22 protein-coding genes are annotated in these 24,212 nt (G+C 74.0%); 8 read left to right on the top strand and 14 right to left on the bottom strand.

Annotated features, from left to right (window positions below):
• Window position 1: 1 nt before the first annotated feature.
• On the bottom strand, window positions 2–1,822 hold the full coding sequence (locus MLY01S_RS08890; protein WP_067191296.1) for a CpaE/TadZ family protein: 1,821 nt from the start codon (window positions 1,820–1,822) through the stop codon (window positions 2–4).
• A 1-nt stretch (window position 1,823) separates the two neighbouring features.
• Window positions 1,824–2,468 carry a CpaB family protein gene (locus MLY01S_RS08885; protein ID WP_067191294.1) on the bottom strand — a complete coding sequence of 215 codons (645 nt, stop codon included), beginning with the start codon at window positions 2,466–2,468 and terminating at the stop codon, window positions 1,824–1,826.
• A gap of 195 nt (window positions 2,469–2,663) precedes the next feature.
• Between MLY01S_RS08885 and MLY01S_RS08880 the strand changes: the two genes are divergently transcribed.
• A complete protein-coding gene (locus tag MLY01S_RS08880; RefSeq protein WP_425339231.1) occupies window positions 2,664–2,957 on the top strand; it encodes a helix-turn-helix domain-containing protein in 294 nt (97 codons plus the stop codon).
• Between the two features lie 50 nt (window positions 2,958–3,007).
• Here the strand turns inward: MLY01S_RS08880 and MLY01S_RS08875 are convergent, their stop codons facing one another.
• Window positions 3,008–3,571 (bottom strand): hypothetical protein, encoded by a 564-nt coding sequence (locus MLY01S_RS08875; RefSeq protein ID WP_067191292.1) that lies wholly within the window; start codon window positions 3,569–3,571, stop codon window positions 3,008–3,010.
• 166 nt (window positions 3,572–3,737) lie between these two features.
• Here MLY01S_RS08875 and MLY01S_RS08870 point away from each other — a divergent pair, with 166 nt between their 5' ends.
• Both MLY01S_RS08870 and MLY01S_RS08865 read left to right on the top strand, forming a co-directional pair.
• Window positions 3,738–4,517 (top strand): LysM peptidoglycan-binding domain-containing protein, encoded by a 780-nt coding sequence (locus tag MLY01S_RS08870; RefSeq protein WP_067191290.1) that lies wholly within the window; start codon window positions 3,738–3,740, stop codon window positions 4,515–4,517.
• Window positions 4,514–5,164 (top strand): Rv3235 family protein, encoded by a 651-nt coding sequence (locus MLY01S_RS08865; protein ID WP_067191288.1) that lies wholly within the window; start codon window positions 4,514–4,516, stop codon window positions 5,162–5,164. Before MLY01S_RS08870 ends, MLY01S_RS08865 begins: the two co-directional genes overlap by 4 nt.
• Before the next feature lie 121 nt (window positions 5,165–5,285).
• On the opposite strand, the gene secA is transcribed toward MLY01S_RS08865, so the two are convergent.
• The 10 genes from secA to MLY01S_RS08815 form a co-directional block, all read right to left on the bottom strand.
• Window positions 5,286–8,048 (bottom strand): preprotein translocase subunit SecA, encoded by a 2,763-nt coding sequence (gene secA / locus MLY01S_RS08860; protein ID WP_067191286.1) that lies wholly within the window; start codon window positions 8,046–8,048, stop codon window positions 5,286–5,288.
• 315 nt (window positions 8,049–8,363) lie between these two features.
• Entirely contained in the window at window positions 8,364–9,062 is a 699-nt protein-coding gene (gene hpf, locus MLY01S_RS08855; RefSeq protein WP_067191283.1) for a ribosome hibernation-promoting factor, HPF/YfiA family, read from the bottom strand.
• Window positions 9,063–9,215: 153 nt separating this feature from the next.
• Entirely contained in the window at window positions 9,216–10,043 is an 828-nt protein-coding gene (locus MLY01S_RS08850; protein ID WP_067191281.1) for a hypothetical protein, read from the bottom strand.
• A gap of 90 nt (window positions 10,044–10,133) precedes the next feature.
• Window positions 10,134–11,876 (bottom strand): LpqB family beta-propeller domain-containing protein, encoded by a 1,743-nt coding sequence (locus tag MLY01S_RS08845; RefSeq protein ID WP_067191279.1) that lies wholly within the window; start codon window positions 11,874–11,876, stop codon window positions 10,134–10,136.
• Window positions 11,873–13,723: an MtrAB system histidine kinase MtrB gene (gene mtrB, locus MLY01S_RS08840; protein WP_067191277.1), complete on the bottom strand. Its 1,851-nt coding sequence runs from the start codon at window positions 13,721–13,723 to the stop codon at window positions 11,873–11,875. The genes MLY01S_RS08845 and mtrB overlap by 4 nt, the downstream gene beginning before the upstream one ends.
• A 4-nt stretch (window positions 13,724–13,727) precedes the next feature.
• Window positions 13,728–14,408 carry an MtrAB system response regulator MtrA gene (gene mtrA / locus MLY01S_RS08835; RefSeq protein WP_067191275.1) on the bottom strand — a complete coding sequence of 227 codons (681 nt, stop codon included), beginning with the start codon at window positions 14,406–14,408 and terminating at the stop codon, window positions 13,728–13,730.
• 153 nt (window positions 14,409–14,561) lie between these two features.
• Window positions 14,562–15,776, bottom strand: a complete 1,215-nt coding sequence (locus MLY01S_RS08830) for a hypothetical protein (RefSeq protein WP_135103258.1) — start codon at window positions 15,774–15,776, stop codon at window positions 14,562–14,564.
• Window positions 15,766–16,131 carry a chorismate mutase gene (locus tag MLY01S_RS08825; protein WP_067191273.1) on the bottom strand — a complete coding sequence of 122 codons (366 nt, stop codon included), beginning with the start codon at window positions 16,129–16,131 and terminating at the stop codon, window positions 15,766–15,768. The genes MLY01S_RS08830 and MLY01S_RS08825 overlap by 11 nt, the downstream gene beginning before the upstream one ends.
• A gap of 43 nt (window positions 16,132–16,174) precedes the next feature.
• Window positions 16,175–17,347 carry a tRNA 2-thiouridine(34) synthase MnmA gene (gene mnmA, locus MLY01S_RS08820; protein WP_067191271.1) on the bottom strand — a complete coding sequence of 391 codons (1,173 nt, stop codon included), beginning with the start codon at window positions 17,345–17,347 and terminating at the stop codon, window positions 16,175–16,177.
• A gap of 39 nt (window positions 17,348–17,386) precedes the next feature.
• Complete coding sequence (locus MLY01S_RS08815; RefSeq protein ID WP_067191269.1) at window positions 17,387–18,589, bottom strand: cysteine desulfurase family protein; 1,203 nt, start codon at window positions 18,587–18,589, stop codon at window positions 17,387–17,389.
• Between the two features lie 191 nt (window positions 18,590–18,780).
• Here MLY01S_RS08815 and folP point away from each other — a divergent pair, with 191 nt between their 5' ends.
• The 5 genes from folP (at window position 18,781) to MLY01S_RS08790 (ending at window position 23,758) form a co-directional block, all read left to right on the top strand.
• Window positions 18,781–19,773 carry a dihydropteroate synthase gene (gene folP / locus MLY01S_RS08810; protein ID WP_245232077.1) on the top strand — a complete coding sequence of 331 codons (993 nt, stop codon included), beginning with the start codon at window positions 18,781–18,783 and terminating at the stop codon, window positions 19,771–19,773.
• Window positions 19,770–20,654 (top strand): dihydrofolate reductase family protein, encoded by an 885-nt coding sequence (locus MLY01S_RS08805; RefSeq protein WP_082740012.1) that lies wholly within the window; start codon window positions 19,770–19,772, stop codon window positions 20,652–20,654. The genes folP and MLY01S_RS08805 overlap by 4 nt, the downstream gene beginning before the upstream one ends.
• Entirely contained in the window at window positions 20,651–21,640 is a 990-nt protein-coding gene (locus MLY01S_RS08800) for a DnaJ domain-containing protein (protein ID WP_067191266.1), read from the top strand. Before MLY01S_RS08805 ends, MLY01S_RS08800 begins: the two co-directional genes overlap by 4 nt.
• Window positions 21,641–21,837: 197 nt before the next feature.
• Complete coding sequence (locus tag MLY01S_RS08795; protein ID WP_067191298.1) at window positions 21,838–22,299, top strand: tRNA (cytidine(34)-2'-O)-methyltransferase; 462 nt, start codon at window positions 21,838–21,840, stop codon at window positions 22,297–22,299.
• A 7-nt stretch (window positions 22,300–22,306) separates the two neighbouring features.
• Window positions 22,307–23,758, top strand: a complete 1,452-nt coding sequence (locus MLY01S_RS08790) for an anti-sigma factor domain-containing protein (RefSeq protein WP_067191264.1) — start codon at window positions 22,307–22,309, stop codon at window positions 23,756–23,758.
• Between the two features lie 37 nt (window positions 23,759–23,795).
• Here the strand turns inward: MLY01S_RS08790 and MLY01S_RS12665 are convergent.
• On the bottom strand, window positions 23,796–24,212 hold a 417-nt coding region (locus tag MLY01S_RS12665), incomplete at its 5' end, for a PIG-L deacetylase family protein (RefSeq protein WP_373279964.1).

The following is a 24,212-nucleotide window of genomic DNA, read 5'->3' as shown; positions in this document are numbered from 1 at the left end:
CCTAGTCCCGCCCAGCCGCCTCTCCGGGGGCCTCCACCACGGAGGGCACGGCCCGTTCGGCCGGGCCTGCCTCGGTCCTCGGCGCCGAAGCGCCCGCAGCGCGTCCCCTCCGCAGCGCGGCGGCCACGGCCGTGCCGAGTCGGCGCAGGGGCGAGCGGCGAGCACTCCCCGGGACGGTGACCGGACCCGGCGTCCGAGGCGGGCCCGGGTCCGCGAGCTCGCGCAGCGCCTTCCGCAGGGGGCTCTTGGGCGCCGCCTCGGCGAGCAGTTGACCGCCGAGCAGGGCCCGGTCGCAGGCCGCCGGGTCGGCCGGCAGGAACGCCGTGATGGGCAGACCCGGGCCGAACCGCCGCCAGACCGCGGTGATCTGGGACTGCGGCGCGGTCCCGGAGGCTGCGGGACGGACCTTGTTGACCACCACCTCCGGCTCCGGGCCGTCCGGCACCGCCTCGCGGAGCGCGTCCACACCGCGCATCAGCCGGGGCAGCCCGACGGAGTCGCCGCCGCCGACGGCGAGGATGCGGTCCGCGGCCCGGAGAGCGGCCAGGGTCGCCCCGTTGCGCTGGGGTGCGGGGATGTCGAAGCTGAGCTCCTCGTCCTCTTCGAGGCAGAAGCCCACGTCCATCACGACCTCGTCCCAGCCCTCACGCGCGCACCGCATCACCTCCTCGAGTGCGGCGCCGCGCAGCTCGGGCCAGCGCTCCGGCCGGGTCAGTCCCGTCAAAACGCACAGGTCCGCGCCGGCGGCCCGGACCCGCACGGCCGCGCTGTCCAGGGCGCTGCGGTCAAGCCGTCCCCGGTCCGCGGCCCGGGCGGCCTGGGCGAGTCCGGCGGACTCGTCCGTGAGCCCGAGCAGCACCCCCGCCGCCGGTGCGTAGGTGTCCGCGTCCACGAGCAACACCCGGGCCCCCAGTGCGGCGGCCTCGGCGGCGAGGTTGACGGCCACGGTGGTCCGCCCCGGAGCCCCGGCCGGACCCCAGACAGCGGTGATCCGTCCGGCCCGCGGCCGACCCGACCCGGATGCGTCCGGGGTCGCGGCCGGGCCGGAGGCTTCTGTGCCGCCGGCAGACGGGCGCCCCGCACGGACCTGCCGAGGATCTGCCGCGCCTGTGCTCCCGGACTCCTCCGGCGCGGTGTCCTCGGACCCGACCTCGCCGACGGTCCCCGGATCCTGTGCCTCGGATGCGTCGGCACCGCCCGCCGGGGCCCCGTCAGCGGAGGCGCCGCCCGTGCCGGACGGGGACCGGCCGCGGCCCTGCGCCGCGTCCGCCGTCATGCCGGGTCCTCCCACCGCATGTCCGGGCCGGCCGGCACCACCGTCCGCGACGGCGTTCTGCTCGATGCCCTGGTCGGCGGCCTGTTCCGGGCCTTGGCCGGCCTCCGGCCCTGTCCCGGTCAGCGTCTCGGGCAGGGGCTCGGCGTCGTCCGCGGCCGGGTCCTCCGCCTCGCGGACGTGGCGCAGGCCGGTCTGCGCGTCCCGAGCCGCGGCGGCGAGGGCGTCCGCCAGCTCCAGCGGGTCGACGTCGGCGCGGAGCGTGCGGACGCCGAGGGCACGGGCCCGCGTCCGATCGGCCGAGACCTCGGACACCGCCACGAGGCCGACGGGACGGGGCAGGGAGTCGAGTTCGCCGAGCAGTCCCCGGGACAGCGGCGCGAGGTCTCCGGCCATGAGCAGGACATCGACGGTGCCGGAGCGGGCGACGGCGAGCAGCTCGGCGGCGTCCTCCACGCGCCGCAGGACGGTGACCTCGGACTGCACGCGCTCGAGCGGTCCCACCAGGTCCAGTCCCGGGACGAGGGTGGTCGCGACGAAGACCCGCATGTCAGTGACCGCCAAGGGTGGGGACGACGGTGATGCGGGCGTCGCGCACCTTGGCCTCCAGCAGCTCCGGCAGCTGGTCGGGGCCGACCATGGCCTGGACACGGATGCCCTCCCCCGCGCCGAACGCCCCGGTGTCCTCGACCAGCTCCGAGAGCTCGACGCGCTCGGCGATGCGCTCCGGGCGGGCGTAGCCGCGCCCCTCCTCTTCGGGCAGCGCCACCCAGACGTCCACCCGGTCTCCGACGCCGACGCCGGCGGGCAGCGGCTCGGCGAGGCTGAGGCCGACCGGCCTGCGCTGCTGCGGGTCTGCCTCCACGACGCCGCCTGCCGGGATGAGCTCCCCCTCGCGGACCGCGGCGAGGAGCATGCTGTCCACGGGCGCCGGCTCGTCCGCCGAGAGGTAGTGTCCGTCTGCCCCGGAGAGGTTGGCCTCGACCGGGACGAAGTGGTGCTCTGCCAGGGGTGCCCCGGGGGCCAGGTCCTTCTTCGCCGCCCAGTAGGCCTGGGTGCGGTCGGCCGACTGCAGCAGGGCGACGACGCCGGCCACCGAGGCCAGCACGAGCAGCAGTCCGACGATCAGCCGCGGGTCCCTCCAGCGTGGTCGGCGCAGGCGCGCGGCGGTCTCGGTCCCAGTGGATGCGGGCACGGAAGGTCCTCCCCCTCATGGCGTCGTCGGGCCGCTTCCCGTCGCGGCCCGCGTCCCCCTCGTCGACCCCCGTTCCGGGTCGGAGACGCCCCGCCAGCATACTGACGCGTCACCCGGCGATGCGAGCCACGCCACACCCCTGTGGACAGCGGGGCCTGTGGACGCAGGCCGCCCGATCGGCACGGAGGGTGTTCAATGGTGTGGACCGCTCCCGGGCGGGCTCCCGATCTTCACGGCGGCGCCCGCCACACGACGAACGAGGTGACCATGCCGCGCTTCCTGACCCTGACCGACGTCGCCGAGACGCTGAACGTCTCGATGTCCCAGGCCCGCGCGATGGTCCGCAGCGGCGAGCTGCCGGCGATCCAGGTCGGCGGTCGAGGCCAGTGGCGCATCGAGCAGACGGTCCTCGAGGAGTTCATCGCGGACCAGTACGCCGCGACCCGCCGCAAGGTGGAACAGTGGGCCAAGGAGGACCAGCAGGCCTGAGCGGCCCCTCCTGCACGAGCGCGGGTCGGGTCCGGGACCGATCCGCCGGATCAGAGCGCGTGTCCGGCCGTGCGCACAAGGGCCACGGCCTCCAGCGGCACGACGAGGACCCCGCGCACGGACGATGCCCTGCGTGCGTCGTCACGGGCGTGCCTGGCGACGTCGATGTGGTCCGCCCCCACCCGGTCCACCGTCCCCTCCACGACGACGGCCCCGTCCAGGCCCACGACCTCGACCGCCGCGCGCGACCTGGCCACCCGGCGCAACACCGAACCCAGGGTCGGCCCACCGCCGAGGTGCCCCTCTGCGGTGACGGCCGCCGCCAAGGGGCCGTCCACCGCCGTGATCGCCGCCTGCCGGACCAACACGGAGTCTCCGCCCGGCGTCCGCCCGCCGATCCACCCCTCCCCCACAGCCTGCACGGTCAGCTCGCACTGGTGCCCGTGACGCAGCAGCAGCCTCAGCGGGCGCCCGCGGGCGCCTCGCAGGCGGGCCGCCAACGGCAGGCCGGCCCACTCGCCACGGGTCAGCTCCGCCGCCTCGGCGAGGGTCTGCGCATGCAGCTGCCGCTCCCACTGGGCCTCCAGGTCTGCGAAGAGTCCGTCCCACCTCATGCCGCCAGCGTACCGAGGCGCGTCCCCCACACAGCCTCGTACATCACCAAAGAACATCAAACGAGATCATCTTCCAGCTCTTGACATCATTCGACCCCACCTGTTGACTATAGGCACGATCACACATCGGAGCGCGGGCTCCGAGACGTCACCGGAGGGGAAGACCATGACCGTGACCGCACCGAGGGCCGCATCGTCCTCCACCTGGACCGCCGCGGCGAACGACTCGGCGACGACGCCTGGCCGCCGGCTGCGAGGAGCAGACCTGCTGTCCGCCGCCGCCTGCACGGTCGCCGGGCCAGCGTTCCTGTCCCTGGCGGACCGCCTGGCCGGGACGGCCCCGCAGACCGGCACGGCACGCCTCGAGCAGCTGCTCGCCCTGGGATGTGCCGCCCTCGGCCTCCTCCTCTGTCTCGCGTGGGCCGTCGCCCTGGTCAGCACCGCGCTCTGGGTGGTCGCGGCCCGCCGCGGAAGCAGGCACGCCGACGTCCTGGCCCGGTTCAGCCCGGCGCTGCTGCGGCGGCTGGCCGCAGCGGCCTTCGGGATCCACATCGCCCTCGCCCCCGGTGCCGCCGCGGACGACGCGCCCTCCGCCGCGTGGCTTCCGGCGCCGCCCGTCTCCGCGCAGACCGCCGGAGACGGCCCGTCCGTCCACTGGCTGCCCGACGCCCCCTCGCCCACCGGCCCGGGCCTGGCGCCTGCGCGCCGTGCCGACACCTCCGCCCCGACCGTGACCGTGGTCGACGGCGACTGCCTGTGGGACCTGGCCGCCGCCGAGCTCGGGCCGGACGCCACCGTGCTCGAGGTCGACGCCCGCTGGCGCGAGTGGCATCGCCACAACCGGGAGCTCATCGGTGACGATCCCCACGTCCTCTACACGGGGACCGTCCTGGAGGTCCCGCCGCACACCGGACACGTCCCACCCGCAGAGGACGGCCGGCCATGACCCGCATCACCCGAGCGACTCTCTCTCAGACCGCACCGCAGACCATCCCTGAGCACCAGGAGGACACGATGACCGCCGTCGACATGACCGACACCCCCGAGACCGCCGGCCCCCGCGCGCCTCGCCTCTCGTCAGGACGACCGCTCGTGGCCCCCGCTCCGGGAGGGCGGCCCCCGGCCAGGGGCACCGTCGGCGGCAGCCCCGCCGCCGTCCGGAACACCGTCGGTCGCTGGTCCTCCCTGGCCGCGCCTGCAGGCACCCTGCCCGGCCAGGCCGAGCTCACCCGTCGTGCCCGTGACGAGCGGGGCCGTGAGGATCACCGCGCGGTCCGGACGCTCGTGGGCGTCATCGCACTGGCCTGTGTGGAGGCGGAGGTGGGCCGCCGGCATCTGCGCGACCTGGCGGCCTGGCTCGACCTGCCGGTCTATGACAAGGTGGCCCGGCGCATCGCCCTGCTGGAGCGGACCGGGGCACGGATGACCACCGCCCAGCCGCCACGTCCCGTCGGCGCCCGCGTCTGCGAGGTCGCCCCCGGCCGGGTCGAGGCCAGCGCCTCCATCCGCTGCGGGGACCGGGTCCGGGCCATCGCGCTGCGCATGGAGCGCCGGCTGAGCCGCTGGCGCGTGGTGGCCGTGGAGATCGGCTGAGCCGCCGCCCGCCCATCCGGACACACGAGAACGGTCCGTCGCCTCCTGGAGGCGACGGACCGTCGTCGTGGAGGGGCGTGGACCCCGGCGGGCTGCTCCGGACGGGACCGTCCGGAGCGGGTCAGCGGCCCTTCTTCTTCGCGGCCTGCTCGGCCCGACGGCGCTCGCGGCGTGAGCTGTACTGGGTGGTCGCGTCGGTCTCGCCGGAGCCCTGGCCCACGCCGTCGCCACGATCGCGGCGCACCACGGTACTGCCGTCCTCACCGGGACCGGACATGCGCAGCTGTGCGGGGCGGCGCGGAGACTCCAGACCCTCCACGTTGACTTGCGGCAGCATCGTCGCGCCGCGGGCGTCCGCCACACCGGGCAGGGACACCGGCTTCGGCGCCGCCGAGATGTCGGCGGAGAACAGGGTGCGCACGGAGTCCTCACGGATGCCGGCCATCATGGCCTGGTAGAGCAGGTAGCCCTCGCGCTGATACTCCACGAGCGGCTCGCGCTGCGCCATGGCGCGCAGGCCGATGCCCTCCTTGAGGTAGTCCATCTCGTACAGGTGCTCCTGCCACTTCTTTCCGATGACCGAGAGCACCACGCGGCGCTCAGCCTCGCGCAGGGCCTCGTCGCCGACCTGGGCCTCGCGGTCCTCGTAGGCGAGCAGGGCGTCCGAGGCGAGCTCGCGCTTGAGGGTGGCGGCCTTCAGGCGCGAGAGGCCGCCGGCCTCCTCCACGACCTCCTCATGCGTGATGCCCACCGGGTAGAGGGTGCGCAGGTCGGTCCACAGCTGGTCCAGGTCCCACTCGGCGGCGGTGCCCTCCTCCGTCGCGGCGTCTACCATGGCGCCCACCGCGTCCTCGACGAAGTTCCGGACCTTGTCCCTCAGGTCCTCGCCTTCGAGGATCGAGCGACGGTCCGCGTAGATGGCCTCGCGCTGGCGGTTCATCACGTCGTCGTACTTCAGGACGTTCTTGCGCTGCTCGGCGTTGCGGCCCTCGACCTGGGCCTGCGCGTTCTGGATGGCCGAGGAGACCATCTTGAACTCGAGGGCCATGTCGTCCGGGATCGCGGCGGAGTTCATGATGCGCTGGGCTGCGCCCGGGTTGAAGTTGCGCATCAGCTCGTCCGTGAGGGACAGGTAGAAGCGGGACTCGCCCGGGTCGCCCTGGCGGCCGGAACGGCCGCGCAGCTGGTTGTCGATCCGGCGGGAGTCGTGGCGCTCGGTGCCGAGCACGTAGAGACCGCCTGCCTCGATCACCTTGTCGTGTTCCTCCTTGACCGCGCGCTGGGCCTCCTCGAGGACCTGCGGCCACTTCTCCTCGTAGGCCTCGGAGTCGGTCTCGGGGTCCAGGCCGAGCTCCTGCATGCGGGCGACGGCGGAGAACTCGGCGTTGCCGCCGAGCATGATGTCGGTGCCGCGGCCGGCCATGTTGGTGGCGACGGTGACGGCACCGAGGCGGCCCGCCTGCGCCACGATCGCGGCCTCGCGGGCGTGGTTCTTGGCGTTGAGGACCTCGTGGCGGATGCCCTTCTTGGCGAGCAGCTTGGAGAGGTACTCGGACTTCTCCACGGAGGTGGTGCCCACCAGCACCGGCTGCCCGGTGGCGTGGCGCTCGGCGATGTCCTCCACCACCGCGTCGAACTTGACCTTCTCGTTCTTGTAGACGAGGTCGTTCTTGTCGACGCGCCGCTTCTCCTTGTTCGGCGGGATGACGACCACGCCGAGCTTGTAGGTGTTGGCGAACTCGGCGGCCTCGGTCTCGGCCGTGCCGGTCATTCCGGAGAGCTTCTCGTACAGGCGGAAGTAGTTCTGCAGGGTGACGGTCGCCAGGGTCTGGTTCTCCGCCTTGATCTGCACGCCCTCCTTGGCCTCGATGGCCTGGTGCATGCCCTCGTTGTAGCGGCGGCCCGGCAGCACGCGGCCGGTGTGCTCGTCGACGATCTGGACCTCGCCGTCGAGGACCACGTAGTCCTTGTCCCGCTTGAACAGCTCCTTGGCCTTGACGGCGTTGTTGAGGAACTGGATGAGGGTGGTGTTCTGCGCCTCGTAGAGGTTCTGGATGCCGAGGTGGTCCTCGACCTTCTCGATGCCGGGTTCGAGGACGCCGACGGTCTTCTTCTTCTCGTCCACCTCGTAGTCGGTGTCGCGCTCGAGGCGGCGGACCATGCGGGCGAACTCGCCGTACCAGCGGTTCGCGTCCCCCTGGGCCGGGCCAGAGATGATCAGCGGGGTGCGGGCCTCGTCGATGAGGATGGAGTCGACCTCGTCGACGATCGCGAAGTGATGCTCGCGCTGGACGAGCTCGTCCAGCGACCACGCCATGTTGTCGCGCAGGAAGTCGAAGCCGAACTCGTTGTTCGTGCCGTAGGTGATGTCCGCCTGGTACTGCCGACGGCGGGTGGCCGGGTCCTGGCCCGAGACGATGCAGCCGGTCTCCATGCCGAGGAAGCGGAACACGCGGCCCATGAGGTCGGCCTGGTAGGAGGCGAGGAAGTCGTTGACCGTGACGATGTGCACGCCCTTGCCCGTCAGGGCGTTGAGGTAGGCCGGGGCGGTGGCGACGAGGGTCTTGCCCTCACCGGTCTTCATCTCCGCGATGTTGCCCTGGTGCAGGGCGACACCGCCCATCAGCTGCACGTCGTAGTGGCGCTGGCCCAGGGTGCGGCCGGCGGCCTCGCGCACCGCGGCGAAGGCCTCCGGGAGGATCTGGTCGAGGGTCTCGCCGTCGGCGAGGCGCTCCGTGAAGCGGTCGGTCTCCTCCCGCACCTGGGCATCCGTCATGGCCCGGAACTCGTCCTCGAGCACATTGACGGCGTCCGTGATGCCCCGCAGCCGCTTGACGGCCCGGTTGTCCGAGATCTTGAGGATGCGGTCGATGATCGAGGGCACTGGCTTCTTCAGCTCCTTGCACGGTCGGGCGCGGACCGGCGGGGGCCTGCGGGCATGGTGGTGCCCGGGATAGAGGCCTGCGCCGGAACGTGGTCTGCGTGACAGTCTACGTCCGGCCGGCCGAGTGTTCGCTGAACGTGGACCGCGCCGGGCGTGCGCCCCGCGGACGGGGCCGGCCACTCAGTTCCCGCGCAGACTCCGGGCCAGGTCTCCCGGTGCACCGGAGGGCACGACGGGCCGCGGACACGGTCCGGACGCGGCGACGGCGCCCGTCCCGGTCAGGGCGGGCGCCGTCCGGCACGGAGCAGGTGCCGCTCACTCGGCGGCGTCCGCCTTCTTCTCGCCGTAGAAGCGCTCACGGCCGCCGTCCGGCGCATGGTCCGCCGGCAGCGACTCGTCGAGGCTGATGACGCCGTACTGCCAGCCCTGCCGGCGATAGACCACGCCGGGCACGCCGGTCTCGGAGTTCTGGAACAGGTAGAAGTCGTGGCCGACGAGCTCCATGGCGTCGACGGCCTCATCCACCGTCATGGGCGTGACGGGGAACGTCTTCTCACGGATGCGGACGGGAGTGTCCTCGGGGACGTCCATGCCCGCGGCCTCCTCCTCCGCCTTGCGGGCGGCGAGGACCTGCTCGACGAGCGAGACGTTGGAGTCGACCGGGACCATGTCCGCGGTGGCCTCGGCCACAGAAGCCTGCCGGCGGCGGTCCTTGCGGCGATCGTGCAGCCGGCGCAGGCGCTCGGACAGGCGCGTGAAGGCCTTGTCGAAGGCCACCGTCTTGTCGTCGTCGTCCGCCTCGGTGCGGACCACGGTGCCGTTGCCGCGGAGGGTGACCTCCACCTTCACGTTCTGCTCGGAGTGGCGCTGGCTGGAAGGCCTGGACGTCTTGACCTCGATGGAGTCCGCGCCGGCGGCGAGGTGCTCGAGTCGGGCGACACGCTCACGGACGTGCTCGCGGTAGGTCTCGCTCGGCGTGATGTTGCGGGCGATGAAGCTGACATCGATGGTCATGGCGTCCTCCTAGGGTCGTCCTGTCGCTTCCCGCGGCCCTCCCACGCCGGCCTCGGCCGGACCCGGAGAGCACAACGGCGGCTGGTGGAGAGCGTCTCACTCCTTCCAGCCGCCGGCGGGGCGGGATCGGAAGACCGATCCCGTGCCTCCACCCTACGTGAGGCAGGACACACTGTCAGCTTCGCCGTCAGCCTCGTCGGAGCGTTCCGCCGACGGCGAATCCGGGGGCGCCACCCCGGCCACCGCGGCAGCCGCGACCGGCACCCCGCCCGCTCTGCGGACCTGACGCGCCAGTGCCGCCAGCGTCGCACCGGTCGTTACCACGTCGTCCACCAGCACGACCGGGGTCCCCGGGGCCAGCCGACGGCCCACCCGCCAGCCGCGCCGGCGACGGCGCCGGGCCACTGAGGTGGCGCCCGCGTGGGAGGCCGCCGCCGGCGCCAACAGGTCCGCCGCACCGGGCAGGGCGGGCCGGACCACGTCGCGGCGCACCGCGGCCGGCCAGGGCAGCGGCGCCGCCAGCAGCTCGGCCACCGGATCGCAGCCGCGTCGCAGGTGGCCGGTCAGGGAGCCGGGGACGGGGACGAGCACCAGCGGTGGGGCCTGCTCGCCCAGACGGCCCGCGGCGATGTGCTCGGCCGCCCAGAGCGCCCGCACGTCCGGGTCGTCCAGGGCAGCATGGACGGCCTGCAGCAGGCCCGGTGCGAGCAGGCGGCGCAGGTGCAGCGCATCGTGGTCCTTGAAGGCGAGCACGGCGGTGGACAGCGGTGCCGCGTACTGCCCGGCGACGATCGTCGGCAGGGGCGCACCGGTGAGGACCAGCGGCAGGGCCGCCGCGTGCTCCTCGATGCGGACCGGCGTGGACAGGGCGTGCCGCAGCGCCGCCGTGCAGTCGGGACACAGGCGCCGGCCCGGTGCGGCGCAGACGGCACAGTCGGCCGGGAGGAACAGGTCGATGACGTCGGCGAGCAGCGAGGACATGGGGCCAGTCCACCCGTCCTCGCCGCGGCCGGAGGCCCCGGCCCCAACGATGTGCGGGACGCAGCGCGCTGTGCAGGAGGGGCGGACGGGTCAGCCGGGGAAGGCCAGGTCCCGGACGGCGCGGGTGAGCTCCTGGCTGCGCCACGAGGAACCCAGAAGCAGGTACACGCCGTTCTCGGTCTCCGCGTAGAAGGACTGCGAGTCCCCCGCGGAGAACCCGGTCAGGCCGGCGAGGGGGTTCAGGGTGCGACGGGTGCCGTCGAGGGAGATCACCTGCGGTTCGATCTTGTCCTCGGCGTCGTCGGCATAGTCGGTGACCGCCAGCGTGACGTCGTCGACCCAGAAGACGTCGCGCATGGGGACGGTCGTCTCGAGCGTCTGCGGGTCGGTGAGCGAGGACGGCACGCCGTCCTCGCCGCGCACCACGCCGGCCACGCGCAGGCTCATGGTGCCCTCCGACTCGACGAGCAGCGCCGCCCGGGTGCCGGTCGGTCCGACCTGCAGGGCGCGGATGGTCTCGTCCGACGTCAGCCAGGGGGTGCTGACCTCACGGGCGGTGCCGTCCTCCTGGTCGCCCAGCGGGACGGCCCGGATGCGGGAGGAGCTGCCGGAGTCCACCGTCCAGGCCCAGTCCAGTCCGTCCACGGTGGGGCGGGTCAGGGAGATGCCTGAGACGATCTGCTTCAGGGTGCCCTCGGTGTCCGCACGGTACATCTTCGTTCGATCGGAGGTGAGGAACACGAAGTCGGTGCGGGCACGGTTCATCGCAGGCTCGACCGGGTCGAGCGCCGAGACGTTCCGGAGCCCGCCGACCGGGGTCACGCTGAGGCCCTGGAAGAAGGCGAGCGTCCGGTTGGTCGGGTCGACGCCGACCTGGACGGTGCCCTTCGAGGGGTTCACCTCGACGGGGTCGAGATGGTCCGCCTCGCCCTCCACCGCCAGCGGGTCCAGGTCCACGGTGACCTCGACGCTCTCGACGGTGCTCAGGCCCTCGAGGGTCATCTCGATCTGCTGGCGCAGCCGCTCGCGGCGGTCGGAGTCCATGCCGTCCACCGTCGAGGCGGCGAGGTCGACGGAGGCGACGCCGTCGGTCACCGGGACGGTCGGGCGGGACAGCTGGGAGCCGCTGCCGGCGGGGAAGGCCGAGACGACGGCGCCGCCGAGGGGCTCCGCGGGCCCTGCCAGCAGGGCCCGGGTCATCGCCGCGGCAGTGGTGCCCCGGTTGATGAACCAGCGCACGTCCGGCACGGCATAGGTGAAGGTCGGGTCGAAGAAGTACAGCTCGTGCGGCGCATAGATCGCGGCGAACTGGGAGCCGGAGAGCATCGTCCCGTCCTCGGCGGCGCTGATGCGGCGCTGCCCGTCGACGTCGGTGACGGTCAGCTCCCAGGCCTCGGTGGTGCCGGAGGGCACCGCGGTCCTGATGCCGTTCTGGTCCACGATGGAGTCGATCTCCACCTGGACGAGGTAGGTGCCGTCCTCGTCTACGCGGGTGACGGTCGGCTGCGAGGAGTAGACCACCGTGCGGCGGTGGGGGTCCCAGTCCGTGGAGGCGTCGCCGGTCAGGTACTGGCGGGCGATCGCGTAGTCGTCCTGGGGACCGACTCCGGCGGCGAGGAAGCCTCGGATGATCTCGGGGGCCTCGGCGTCGCGCACCGGACCGGCCGGGACGTACAGCGGAACGTCCTGCTCCTGCTCGGCGCCTGCCAACGGTGGGGAGGTGCCCACCGGGGAGGACGTCGGCACCTGCGCGCACGCGGACAGGGCCAGGGAGGCGGCGGCCAGCACGGCGAGGGCGAGCCGGCGGCGCCCGGCGGCGGTCTCTGCGGTCATCGTGGGTCCTCCTCTCGGGACGTGTCGCGCAGCGCCTGCTCCTGCGTGCGGTCGATCTCACCGGTGTCCACGTCCTCGTCCGGACCCACCGGGTCGGGACGGTCGACCCCGGCGTCCATGAGCGGCCGGTGGGGGTCTGAGGCGAGGCGGCGCTCGCGGACGTCGTAGACGGGCGGCAGGGCCAGGGCGGCGTGGTCCACCATCGTCTCCTCGGAGTGCGGGACGCCGGCCGGGGGCTGGTCGCACGGGACCGTGAGCAGGAAGCAGGAGCCGACGCCCAGCTCGCCCCAGGCGGCGAGGCTGCCGCCGTGGATGCGGGTGTCCTCGGTGGCGATGGACAGGCCGAGCCCGGAGCCGCCCGTGGTGCGGGTGCGGGCCGGGTCGGCGCGCCAGAAGCGGTCGAAGACGCGTTCGACCTGCTCGGCGGACATCCCGATGCCGTGGTCCACCACACCGACGGAGACGACCTCGCCGTCTCCGGAGACCACGACGTCCACGGGGTGGCCCTCGGCGTGCTCGATGGCGTTGTTCACGAGGTTGCGGACGATGCGCTCGATGCGGCGGGGGTCCACGCGGGCCAGGAAGCTGGAGCCCTGCGGGACCACGAAGACCTCCACTCCGGCGCGGTCGGCCAGGGGCTGTGAGGTGAGGATGACGTCGTTGCAGAGCGCGAAGAGGTCGGTCTCCTCGAGGGCAAGCATGGCGGCGCCGGCGTCGAAGCGGGTGATCTCGAGCAGGTCGGCCAGCATCGCCTGGAAGCGGTCCACCTGGTGGTAGAGCAGCTCGGTGGAGCGGCGGTTCACCGGGTCGAAGTCGTCTCGGGAGCCGTAGAGGACGTCGGCGGCCATGCGCACGGTGGTGAGCGGGGTGCGCAGCTCGTGGGAGACGTCGGAGACGAAGCGCTGCTGCATCTGGGACAGCTGGGCCAGCTGGGTGATCTGGTCCTGGATGTTGTCTGCCATGCGGTTGAAGGAGGTTCCGAGGCGGGCGACCTCGTCCTCGCCGTGGACCGGCATGCGGACCTCGAAGTTGCCGCGGGAGAGGGTCTCGGCGGCCAGGGAGGCCTGCTGCACGGACTGCACCACGAGGCGGATCACTGCGGCGGAGACCACCACGTTGAGCAGCACGAAGCCGGAGCCGAAGAGCATGAGCACGCGCAGCACGGAGTCCAGCGAGTTCTGCACGTCGGAGAGGTCGTAGACCAGGTAGAGGGAGTAGCCGGAACCGGGCGGGAGGATCACCTGGGTGCCGAAGGCCAGTGCCGGATGGACCGTCCCGCCCTCGTCCTCCATCGCCATATGGGCGTAGTAGACGCCGGTGCCGGCGGCGACGGCGGACTTGAGGTCGGCGGGGATCGATCCCGAGTCCAGCTGCGAGGAGGAGACACGGCCGATGTCGGCCGAGTCCGTGTCCGGCAGGGGCTCGAGCATGAACCGGCGGCCGAGCGTGGAGGAGTCGCCCTCGAGGGAGCGCAGGGTCTGGGACACCATGACGTCGGTCAGCGGCGTCTCGGGGGTCCCGGCCAGGGCGAAGGTGTCGCGGACCTGGGCCAGGGATCGGTTCGCATCGACCTCGATCTGCTCGAAGCGGGCCTCGACGAGCGCGTCGGAGATCTGCTGGGCGAAGAAGAGGGCGAGCAGCCCCGAGGCCACGAAGGTGAGCACACCCACCATGATGGAGGTGCGCAGCTGCAGCGACCGCCGCCACGCGCGCCGCAGCCGGTGGAGCCAGTGCAGCGGGTTCAGCCGGGAGCGCCGGACCGGCTCGGGCTCGGCGACGACCGGGACGACTCCGGCGGCCGGCAACGTGCGGGTGTCCCGTTCCTCCTGGTCCAGGGCCTGGGCCACGGCCTCAGCCCTGGCCGGCCTTGTATCCGACGCCGCGGACGGTGAGCACGACGGTCGGGTTCTCCGGGTCCGGCTCGACCTTGGAGCGCAGGCGCTGCACGTGGACGTTCACCAGGCGGGTGTCGGCCTGGTGGCGGTAGCCCCAGACCTCCTCCAGGAGCATCTCGCGGCTGAAGACCTGCCAGGGTTTGCGGGCGAGGGCGACGAGCAGGTCGAACTCGAGCGGGGTCAGGGAGATGACCTCGTCCCCGCGGCGGACCTGGTGGCCGGCCACGTCGATGTCCAGGCCGCCGATCTTCAGGGTTTCGGGGGCACGGGAGTCGCCCTCGCGCAGGCGGGCGCGGACACGGGCCACGAGCTCGGCGGGCTTGAACGGCTTGGGGACGTAGTCGTCGGCGCCGGACTCGAGGCCGCGCACCACGTCCGCGGTGTCGGACTTGGCGGTGAGCATGACGATCGGCACGTCGGACTCGGCACGGATGAGCTTGCAGACCTCGATGCCGTCGATGCCCGGCAGCATGAGGTCGAGCAGGACGAGGTCCGGGCGCACCGCGCGGAAGGTCGGAAGCGCGGAGGAACCGTCCTTCACGAACGCGGGCTCGAAGCCGTCGTTGCGCAGGACGATGCCGATCATCTCGGCCAGGGCCTCGTCGTCGTCCACGACCAGGATGGTGGCTCGGCTCATCTGGGCCTCCTCTGCTAGTCCTCTGCTGGTCCCCTGCGCCTGTGCACGGGATGCCTCGGCAGGACCTGCCCGGCCCCGCCCGATGTCTGTGGGCCAGCTTATCGTCCCCTGGCCGGGCAGCCCGTCACCGTGCGCTGAGACGGACCTGCAGCATCAGCCGGCCAGGTCTGTGCGGCGGTCCTCGAGCTCGTCCGCGGCCTGCGCCGTCCGGCGCAGCGCCTCCTTCCCGACGACGGCCGGCCCCATCAGGGTCCAGCCGACGGTCAGCGCGGGGTCCAGTCCGACGCGTTCGACGTCCCGCATCAGCGCCGCGGGTCCGCGGCCGGCCACGTGCCGGATCGCCAGCGGTCGGCCGGCCTCGCTCCAGCCGCCGACGACGTCCCAGGCGGCGGGGCCGGCAGGGACGTCCGGGTCCGGGGCGTCCACGGCCACGCCCACGGTCTGGGCGGCCGAGCCGCTGCGTCCGTCGTCCGCGGCGGGGGCAACCGGCGTCGGCAGGGCCTCGGAGGCCAGCAGGGCCAGCTCGGCCGGGCCGGGGCCCTCCTCCGCGGAGCAGCCACGACGGCCGGCGTCGATCCACACCTGCGCGGGCGCGGCACCCGAGGCCTGGGCCTCCTCCCCGGCGAGGACGGCCAGGGCCGCCCGCCAGTGGGTCCGGGCCTCGTCACGGGGCACGGAGCGCACGGTGCGGTACCCGGACGCGGTGGGCAGGGCTCCGGCGAGCACCGCGGCGGCCAGGGGCTCGTCGATCCACAGGGCTGTGCGGCGGGCACCGGCCTCGGTGCGAAGCCGAGACAGCAGACCTGCCACGCCCTCGTTCCAGGCCGCGGCCACGTCCCGGCGGGCACCGGCGTCCACCGCCTCACGCTCGCCGCCGGGCAGCCACAGGCTCCCGAGCAGACTCAGCGGCCCGACGACGCGGACGGCGAGACGGTCGATCCCGATCCCCTCGGCGCCGGCAGTGTCCGCCAGACGGTGCAGGTCCTCGGACAGGTGCGCGGTGGCACGGCGATGGTCCATGCCGTTGCTCCGGGCCCCGGGCGGGCTGATGCGCCAGCCGTGCGGCTGCAGGTCCACGGCGAGGTCCGGCAGCAGTGCGGCGGTGCGGCCGACCGGTTCGGCCCCGGGCCCACGGTCCGGCAGCTCGGGCAGCAGCGGCCAGTGCGCGTCCCCCGCCTCGCCGAGGGTGGCCAGGGCAGCCTCGGCCGCGTTCAGGCCCCGCCAGGTGCCGCCCACGAGGGCACGCACGCGTCCCGGCTCCGCCGGCTCGGCCGCCGGGGCGGGCCCGTGCCGGGCGGCTTCGGCCGGGTCCACGGCGAGCGGAGAGACGGAGTCGCGTGCCGTCGTCGGGGCGGGATCAGTCGTCATGCCGGGCCTGCCCGTCGTGCTCCTCCCCGGCGATCGCCTGGTGGTGGCGGATGACCTCGGCGATGACGAAGTTGAGGAACTTGGCGGCGAACTCGGGCTCGAGATCGGCGTCCTCGGCGAGCGCCCTCAGGCGTGCGATCTGGGCCGTCTCACGACCGGGGTCTGAGGGCGGCAGCTCGTGCTCGGCCTTGAGCCGGCCCACGCGCTGGGTGAACTTGAAGCGCTCGGCGAGCAGATAGACCAGGGACGCGTCGATGTTGTCGATGCTCCCGCGGATCGCATAGAGCTCCTGAAGGACGGCCGGCTCCGCGGAACCGGCGAGGGAGCTGGCATGGGGGTCGTACTGCGCGCTCATGCCAGCCACCCTACAAACGGCGGGCGGCCCGGTCCTGGCCGTCTCACTGCGCGGGCCGGTCTCGGTCCGGCTCCGCTGTCCGTTCCCCGTCCGGTCCCGGCGCCTCGTCCAGGGCCCGGTTCCGGGCGCGGTCGATCGTGACCTGGCCCAGCACGCGGGTGCCGCGGTAGAGCACGGCGGTCTGGCCCGGCGCCACGCCCCGCAGCGGGCGTTCCGGCCGGATCAGCCAGCGCTCGCCGCCGTCGCCCACCCGGGCGAGGGCCGGGACGATCTCCCCATGGGCGCGGAACTGCAGCTGACAGTCGAACCAGTCCCCCGCCGCGGCCTCGGGCAGCGGTGCGCCGGCCCAGGTGGGGCGGATGCCCTCGATGCGATCCACGTCCAGCAGCTCGCGGCCGCCGACCACCACGGTGTTCTCCTTCGGCCGCACCTCCAGCACGAAGCGCGGCCTCCCGTCCGGGGCGGGACGGCCGATGGCCAGGCCCTTGCGCTGGCCCACGGTGTAGGCCTGGGCGCCGGTGTGGGTGCCGAGGCGCTCGCCGTCGGTGCCGAGGATGGCCCCGGGGGCCAGGTCGATGCGCTCGGCGAGCCAGCCGCGGGTGTCCCCGTCGGGGATGAAGCAGATGTCGTGGGAGTCCGGCTTCTGCGCCACGGACAGCCCGCGCTCGGCGGCCTCGGCGCGCACGAGCTCCTTGGAGGGGGTGTCGGCCAGCGGGAAGAGGCAGTGCTCGAGCTGTTCGGCGGTGAGGACGCCGAGGACGTAGGACTGGTCCTTGGCGTCGTCGGCGGCACGGTGCAGCTCCGGGGTGCCGTCCGGGCCGGGGCGCACGGCGGCGTAGTGGCCGGTGCAGACGGCGTCGAAGCCGAGCTGCAGGGCCCGCTCGAGCAGCGCGGCGAACTTGATCTTCTCGTTGCAGCGCATGCAGGGGTTCGGGGTGCGGCCCGCGGCGTACTCGGCCACGAAGTCGTCCACCACGTCCTCCTTGAACCTCTCGGAGAAGTCCCAGGTGTAGAACGGGATGCCGAGCCGCTCGCAGGCGCGCCAGGCGTCCGAGGCGTCCTCGATGGTGCAGCAGCCGCGGGAGCCGGTGCGCAGGGTGCCGGGCATGCGGGACAGCGCCAGGTGCACGCCCACCACCTCGTGCCCGGCGTCCACGGCACGCGCCGCGGCAACGGCGGAGTCGACTCCCCCGGACATGGCGGCCAGGACCTTCACGGGCGGACCCCTCTCTCGACGACGGACGGGCGGTCCAGTCTAGACGCCCGGCCCCAGCAGCGTCCGCAGCGCGTCGATGAGCGCGGCCGCCTCGGCCGGCGTCGTCGTCCGACCGAGGGTGAACCGCTGGGTGGCCCGTGCGTCGGCCTCCGTCCGCCCCGGCAGGGCCGCGACCACGTGCGACGGCTCGGCCACCCCGGCGGTGCACGCCGACCCGGACGAGGTGTCAAGCCCGGCCATGTCGAAGGAGAACAGCAGCGCGTCCGCCGTCCGCCCGGGCACGGTGATGTGGACGTTGCCGGGCAGCCTGCGCGTCCCCGGCGGCAGCGGCGTCCCCGTCGCCGGGTCGAGGTCCCGCGGCCCGGTCAGGCGCACCCCGTCCAGGGCGTCGACGGCGGCGATCACCTCGTCCCGCAGCCCGCCCAGACGGGCGGCCTCGGTGGGCTGCTCCGCGACGGCCTCCGCCACGGCGGCCGCCAGTGCGGCGGCCAGGGCCACCGACACCGTGCCCGACCGCAGACGGCGTTCCTGGCCGCCGCCGTGCAGCACCGCCTCCAGCGTGACGTCCCGGCGCACGAGCAGGGCGCCGACACCCACGGGGGCGCCGACCTTGTGACCCGAGACGGCCAGACTCGCGGCCCCGGACGCGGCGAAGTCCACGGGCACCGCCCCGAGTGCCTGGACGGCGTCGGTGTGCATCGGAACCCCGTTTTCGGCCGCGAGCCGCGCGGCCTCGGCCACGGGCTGGACCGTGCCGATCTCGTTGTTGGCCCACATCAGCGTGGCCAGGGCGGTCTGCTCGGGTGCGGCCGCCAGCGCGGTCTCCCATGCGGCGAGGTCGACCCGCCCGTCGTCGTCGACCGGGACGAGCACCGGCTCGGCGCCCTCGTGCGCGGCGAGCCAGTCGACCACGTCGAGGACCGCGTGGTGCTCGATGCCGGTCAGCACGATCCGCGTGCGCTCCGGCGCCGCGGCGCGGCGGGCCCGGTACAGCCCCTGGACGGCGAGGTTGTCCGCCTCGGTGCCCCCGGACGTGAGGATCACCTCGGTGGGGTGCGCCCCGAGCGCCGCGGCGATGCGCTCCCGCGCCTGCTCGAGGCACAGCTTCGCCCGGCGGCCGGAGGCGTGGAGGGAGGCCGGGTTGCCCGGCAGCGCGGCCGCCTCGGTCAGGGCTTGCAGCGCGGCCAGCCGCACCGCCGTGGTGGCGGCGTGGTCCAGGTGCACGCGGTCCGGGGTGGTCACCCCGTCAGTCTAGGAGTCGCGCCCGGCGTGGCCGAGGACGCCCCCAGGGTCCGGGCGCCCCGGCGGGGTCGGACAGCGGCCGAGCGAGGCGCGCAGGGACGGGGACCAGGGCGAGGGGCACGCCACCACCGGGGCACACAGCCCTTTCGGGTCGCACGGTCCCCGTGCGGTGCGGATGGTTGAATGAACGGGTGCTCTTCCCCGTCCCCGCCCTGAAGCATCCCGTGCACCGGTTCGCCCACACGGAGGTGGACCTGCGCACCCGCGTGCTCGTGATGGCGGTGGTCAACCGGACCCCGGACTCCTTCTACGACGCCGGGGCGACCTTCGCCTTCGATGCCGCCGTGGACGCCGCCCGCGCCGCCGCGGCCGACGGCGCCGACTGGCTGGACGTCGGGGGCGTGCCCTTCGCCCCGGGCGAGGAGCTGGACCCTGCCGAGGAGGCCGAGCGCGTCGCCCCGCTGATCGCCGCCCTGCGTGCAGGAGACGGCGACGTGCACGGCGGCGAGGAGGCCGCCCGCGCGATCCTCTCCGCGGACACCTTCCAGCCGGCGGTCGCGGCGGCGGCCCTCGAGGCCGGCGCGGACGTCGTCAACGACACCTCCGGCCTCTACTACCCGGACCTCGGCCGCGTCGCCGCCGAGCACGGCGCCCACCTCGTGGTCACCCACTCGCTGGCCCACCTCACCGGGCCGCGCACCGTGGTGCCCCGCCCGCAGTACTCCGACGTGGTGGCCGAGGTGCGCGAGCAGCTGCTGCGCACCGTTGACCGCGCCGTGTCCCTGGGCGTGGCGCCGGAGAAGATCATCGTGGACCCGGGCCACGACCTGAACAAGACCACCGTGCACACCCTCGAGGTCACCCGTCGCCTGGAGGAGATCGCGGACCTGGGCTTCCCCGTGCTGGCCGCGGTCTCCAACAAGGACTTCGTGGGCGAGTCGCTTCACCGACCGAAGTCCCAGCGTCTCGCCGGGTCCCTGGCCGCCGCCGTGGCCTGCGTGGCCGGCGGCGCACGCATCCTGCGCATGCACCAGGTCCGCCCCTCCGTGGACGCCGCCCGCATGGTCGAGTGCATCGCAGGCTGGCGCGACCCCGTCCTGGCCGTCCACAACACCGGGGACCTGAATCGGGATCCCGACCTTTCCGCCGTGGCCGCGGACGAGGACTGGGAGCCCCGCGCATGAGGGCGCTGACCGGGACCGGGCAGGACCTGACGGACGAGGACCTGCTCGCGCTCTACGCCGCGCCGCGCCGGCTCCGCGGCGCTCTGGACGGCCCGGACGGCCCGCGCTCCACCGGATCCGCAGGGCACGACCCTCTCTCCGCCCGGCCCGCCGACCGCCCGTGGACGCGGATGATGTTCATCTCCTCTGCCGATGGCGCCGCCACTGTGGACGGTCGGTCCGGCGGCCTCGGCAGCCCAGCCGATCACCGGGTCTTCGACCTGGCCCGCAGGGATGCCGACGTGATCCTCGTGGGCGCCGGGACCGTCCGTGCGGAGGGCTACGACGGACCGCTGGTGGACGCCGAGGCCTCCGCCTGGCGCACCGCCCGCGGCCTGGACACGCACCCGGAGGTGGCCGTGGTGTCCGGCGGCCTGCACCTGGACGCCTCCGACCCCTTCTTCCTCCGCGCCCCGCGCCGGCCAGTGGTCCTCACCTCCGCCGCCGCCCTGCGGGACCACGCCGACCGGGCCGCAGCGCTCGCCGAGGTCGCCGACGTGCTCGCCGCCGGCGAGACCGACGTGGACCCGGCGATCGCCCTGGCCCTGCTCGCCGCGCGCGGCCACCGCGTGGTCCACGGGGAAGGCGGTCCGTCCCTGTTCGGCGCCGTCGCCGCCGCCGGCCGTCTCGACGAGCTGCAGCTGAGCCTGTCCCCTGTGCTGGTCGGCGGGGACGGCCCGCGGATCCTCACGGCCGCGGAGGCGATCGGGCTCGACCTGCGCCTGGTGCACGTGCTGCACGAGGACTCGATGCTGCTGCTCCGCTACGTCGCTGCGGGCTCCGCGGACGCTCTGGAGGACGGCGCCGCCGGCGACGTGCGTCCGTCCGGGAACGACGCATGAGCGCCGCCGAGCTGGGCCCGCAGACCGCCTACGAGGTGCTCGCCGTCCGCCCGGACGTGGACGCGGAACAGCTGCGCCGGGCCTACCGCCGGGCCGCCCGCCGCGCGCACCCGGACGCCGGCGGCAGCCCCGAGGCGTTCCGCCGCGTCAGCGCGGCCTGGGAGCTCGTCGGCACCGCCGAGGCCCGCCGCCGCTACGACCTCTCCCTGTCGGCCGCGGACACGCCCACCGGCCGTGCGCGCACCGGACGGGGCACGGCCGGAGGCCGCGGAGGAGGCACGACGACGGCGCGCGCCTCCGACACCTCGGCCCGCCCGGGCCCTCCCCCGCCCTCACAGCGCCCGGTGAGGTACCTCCCCCCGCTGCAGACGGAGCCGGTGCCGAACGGGGTCCTGGACGCCGCCCGCTCGGCCCGCCGCTGGCACGGGGTGCCCCGGCGCCGCGGCCTGCTCCCGGACGAGCACCGCCAACGCCGCCAGGCACGGGTGCTGCGCCTGTTGGACGCGGACGTCGCCCCGGTGCTGCCGGCCGCCCGCTTCCTCACCGGGCTCAGCCTGGGCGGACGCTTCCAGCGGGGGCTCGACGTGGACCATGCCGTGCTCTGCGGCGACCGGCTCGCACTGATCGGCTCCATGCAGGTGCCGGACGGGACCTACACCTGGGACGGGGCGCAGCTGTCCGCACACCGCTCCGCCGCCTCCCCGCCGCTGATGGGCCCGGCGATGACGACGCTCCAGCGGTCCCTGCCGCAGGTGACGGTCGGCGGCTTCGTGCTGGTGATGACGGACCGGGACGAGCGCCTGGCCCCCGTGATCCGCCGCGCCCGCGGTGCCGACGACCCCGCCGCCCAGCAGGACTTGCTCACTGCGGCGCCCGCCGCCGGCCGGGACCTGGTCCGCGAGCTGCTCCTGTTCCTCGGCACCGGCAGCGCGCCGGACACCGTGGACCGGGCGGCGCTCGGCCTGCTCGTGGACCAGCTGTACTGAACCCGGCTGAGCCTCCCTCTGCGGAGGCGAGGCGGTGTCACGAGGCGAACGGCCGTCGTCGGGAAACCCGCACGCCGGGGACGGCGGACCGGCCTACCATGAAGGGCGTGTCCGCCACCGTCCCGCCTCGCCGCACCGAGAACCCGCACCTGGCCGCCGAGCGCGCCCCCGCCCCCGGCACGCCCGGCTTCCATCTGATGTTCCACACCCCGGAGATCCCCGGGAACACGGGCAACGCCATCCGCCTGGCCGCGATCACCGGCACGAGCCTGCACCTGGTGGAGCCGCTCGGCTTCACCTTCGCGGACGCGCACCTGCGCCGCGCCGGCCTGGACTACCACGACCTCGCGGTGGTGCAGACCCATCCCGACCTCGACGCCGCCCTGGACGCCCTGCCGGAGGCCCGCGTCTTCGCCTTCACCGCCCGCGGCGACGCACGCTATGACGAGGTCGCCTACCGCCCCGGAGACGTGCTGCTCTTCGGCCGCGAGTCCACCGGGCTGCCGGACGAGGCCCTCGCCCACCCGCGCATCACGCAGACGGTGCGTCTGCCGATGCAGCCGGCCCGCCGGTCGCTCAACCTCGCGAATGCCGCCTCAATCGTGACCTTCGAGGCGTGGCGTCAGCACGGCTTCGCTGGGTCCGCCCGCCTAGACTGACAACACCATGGACGCGACCTGCACCGCTGAGAACGGACCCCACGACGACGCCCTGCCGTCGCTCGACGTGCTGCTCCGCCTGAGCTGCGAAGGCGACCGCGCGGCCTTCGCCGCCTTCTACGACACCACGGTGTCGTGGGTCCATGCCCTCTCCCGGTCCGTGCTGGCCTCGGAGGCCGATGCCGCCGAGGCCACCGCCCTCGTCTACCTCACCGCGTGGGACGAGGCCCCGGACACCGACCTGGACGTGACCGAGGACGACGACGTCCGCCGTCGGGAGCGCACCGTCTTCACCTGGCTGGAGGTCCTGGCCCACCGCGTGGTCACCACCCTGGCCCGCACCGACTCCCTGCCGGAGCGGGGCCACGGACTGCTGCCGGAGAACGCCGGCAAGAGCGAGGACGTCACGGCCGAACGTCCCCTCAGCTGCGCCTCGCTCACCGATGAGCAGTACCGCGCCGTGTCCCTGGCCTGGCTCGGGGGCCGCACCTGCCGCCGCCTCGCCGAGGAGATGGGCGTCCCCGCCGCCCGTGCCAAGGAGCTCGTGCGGGACGGCGTCCAGGCCCTCGTGGCCGCCCACCGGGACGCCGAGCAGGAGCGCGGCACCCTCACGGGGCCCCTCAGCACCACCCCGCCCCGCGCCGCCGGGCTCATGGACACCGTCCGCGCAGACGTGGAGGCCGGACGAGGTCTCGAGCTGGCCGACGTCGCCGCGCTCGACGCCCTCGACGCGGACGAGCGCACGCTCGTCGAGGGATCCGTCGCCGCCCGCGGCCCGAGCGAGGGCACGCTGTGGCGTACCCGCCTGCGCGCCGCCCGCAACGCCGTCACCTGGGCGTTCCGCTCCGTCCAGGAGGAGCCGCCGTCCGAGCTGCTGGACCGCATCCTGCGCCGTCTGCCCGCCCAGGACATCGGCGTGGCGCTCGTGGACCACGACGATGTGCGGCACTCCCCCGAGGAGGAGGCCACGGGCCGCCGCCGCATGGTCGCGGTCGTCGGCATCGCGGCGCTGCTGGTGGTCGCGGCCCTGGTCACCGCCCTCGTCCTGCTGACCGGCCCGACGCTGCCGGAGAAGGTCGACCGCGCCGACGACGTCTACACGTCCACGCCGGTGGACACCCGTGACGGCGGCACCATGCAGGTGGCCACCTCGCGCGACATCGACGCCGGCTACGTCCGGCTGGAGGGCCTGCGTCCGCTGCCGCAGGGCCAGGCCTACCAGCTGTGGCTGCTCCCGAAGGACGAGTCCCAGCGGGCCCAGTCGCTGGGCGTGTTCTCCGCAGAGGACCTCACCGAGCCGGTGACCTTCCACGGCATCGACGCCCACGGGGCCGTGGGCATGACCGTGGAGCCGGAAGCCGGCGCCGAGCAGCCCTCGGACGATGTGCACTCCTCCGTGCTCCTCCGCCCGGGCAACGACGGCCCCCGTTACGGCGGCAAGTGGACGATGGACGGCTGAGGCAGCCGCCGCGGGGCGGACGGCGGTTCAGAAGGGGTCAGAAGCCGGCGATCGTGTCCGCGCCGTTGACCTCGACGAGGTGGAAGGACTCGGCCGAGCCGTCGCCCCGGCCGCCGGCCAGCGCGAACTCGTCCCGCATCTGACGGCGCACGAACGAGCGCATGCCCTCCACGTCGGGGTGCTGGGACAGGTGGGCGTCGAGCGCACGGATCTTGGCCTCCTCCAGCCCGGTGACGTCCACGGCGGTGTCCACCCGGGCGCGCGGCGCGGCGTAGAGGAGCAGATGGCGGATGCGGAAGGCCTCCAGCCCCTCGTCCCGGAGCAGCTCCGGGAAGGCGTACGGATTCTCGACGGCCGGGTAGGCGGCCCGGACGACGGCCTCGCCACAGGCCAGGTGGTCCGGGTGGGAGCGCTGCATCCGCTCCCAGTCCCGTTCGGGGTGCAGGCTGAGCAC

The sequence above is a fragment of the Micrococcus lylae NBRC 15355 genome (assembly GCF_001570885.1).
Taxonomy (GTDB): Bacteria; Actinomycetota; Actinomycetes; order Actinomycetales; family Micrococcaceae; genus Micrococcus; species Micrococcus lylae.
The sequence above is the reverse complement of the archived record's forward strand: the minus strand, read 5'-3'. Positions and strand labels throughout refer to the sequence as shown.

What these genes read in the sequence shown, in the direction of transcription:
- MLY01S_RS08890 (WP_067191296.1), bottom strand. Translation starts at nt 1,822, where the DNA reads ATGCGGGTCTTCGTCGCGACCACCCTCGTCCCGGGACTGGACCTGGTG.
- MLY01S_RS08880 (WP_425339231.1), top strand. Translation starts at nt 2,664, where the DNA reads ATGGTGTGGACCGCTCCCGGGCGGGCTCCCGATCTTCACGGCGGCGCC.
- MLY01S_RS08875 (WP_067191292.1), bottom strand. Translation starts at nt 3,571, where the DNA reads ATGAGGTGGGACGGACTCTTCGCAGACCTGGAGGCCCAGTGGGAGCGG.
- MLY01S_RS08870 (WP_067191290.1), top strand. Translation starts at nt 3,738, where the DNA reads ATGACCGTGACCGCACCGAGGGCCGCATCGTCCTCCACCTGGACCGCC.
- MLY01S_RS08865 (WP_067191288.1), top strand. Translation starts at nt 4,514, where the DNA reads ATGACCCGCATCACCCGAGCGACTCTCTCTCAGACCGCACCGCAGACC.
- hpf (WP_067191283.1), bottom strand. Translation starts at nt 9,062, where the DNA reads ATGACCATCGATGTCAGCTTCATCGCCCGCAACATCACGCCGAGCGAG.
- MLY01S_RS08850 (WP_067191281.1), bottom strand. Translation starts at nt 10,043, where the DNA reads ATGTCCTCGCTGCTCGCCGACGTCATCGACCTGTTCCTCCCGGCCGAC.
- MLY01S_RS08845 (WP_067191279.1), bottom strand. Translation starts at nt 11,876, where the DNA reads ATGACCGCAGAGACCGCCGCCGGGCGCCGCCGGCTCGCCCTCGCCGTG.
- mtrA (WP_067191275.1), bottom strand. Translation starts at nt 14,408, where the DNA reads ATGAGCCGAGCCACCATCCTGGTCGTGGACGACGACGAGGCCCTGGCC.
- MLY01S_RS08830 (WP_135103258.1), bottom strand. Translation starts at nt 15,776, where the DNA reads ATGACGACTGATCCCGCCCCGACGACGGCACGCGACTCCGTCTCTCCG.
- MLY01S_RS08825 (WP_067191273.1), bottom strand. Translation starts at nt 16,131, where the DNA reads ATGAGCGCGCAGTACGACCCCCATGCCAGCTCCCTCGCCGGTTCCGCG.
- MLY01S_RS08805 (WP_082740012.1), top strand. Translation starts at nt 19,770, where the DNA reads ATGAGGGCGCTGACCGGGACCGGGCAGGACCTGACGGACGAGGACCTG.
- MLY01S_RS08800 (WP_067191266.1), top strand. Translation starts at nt 20,651, where the DNA reads ATGAGCGCCGCCGAGCTGGGCCCGCAGACCGCCTACGAGGTGCTCGCC.
- MLY01S_RS08795 (WP_067191298.1), top strand. Translation starts at nt 21,838, where the DNA reads ATGTTCCACACCCCGGAGATCCCCGGGAACACGGGCAACGCCATCCGC.
- MLY01S_RS08790 (WP_067191264.1), top strand. Translation starts at nt 22,307, where the DNA reads ATGGACGCGACCTGCACCGCTGAGAACGGACCCCACGACGACGCCCTG.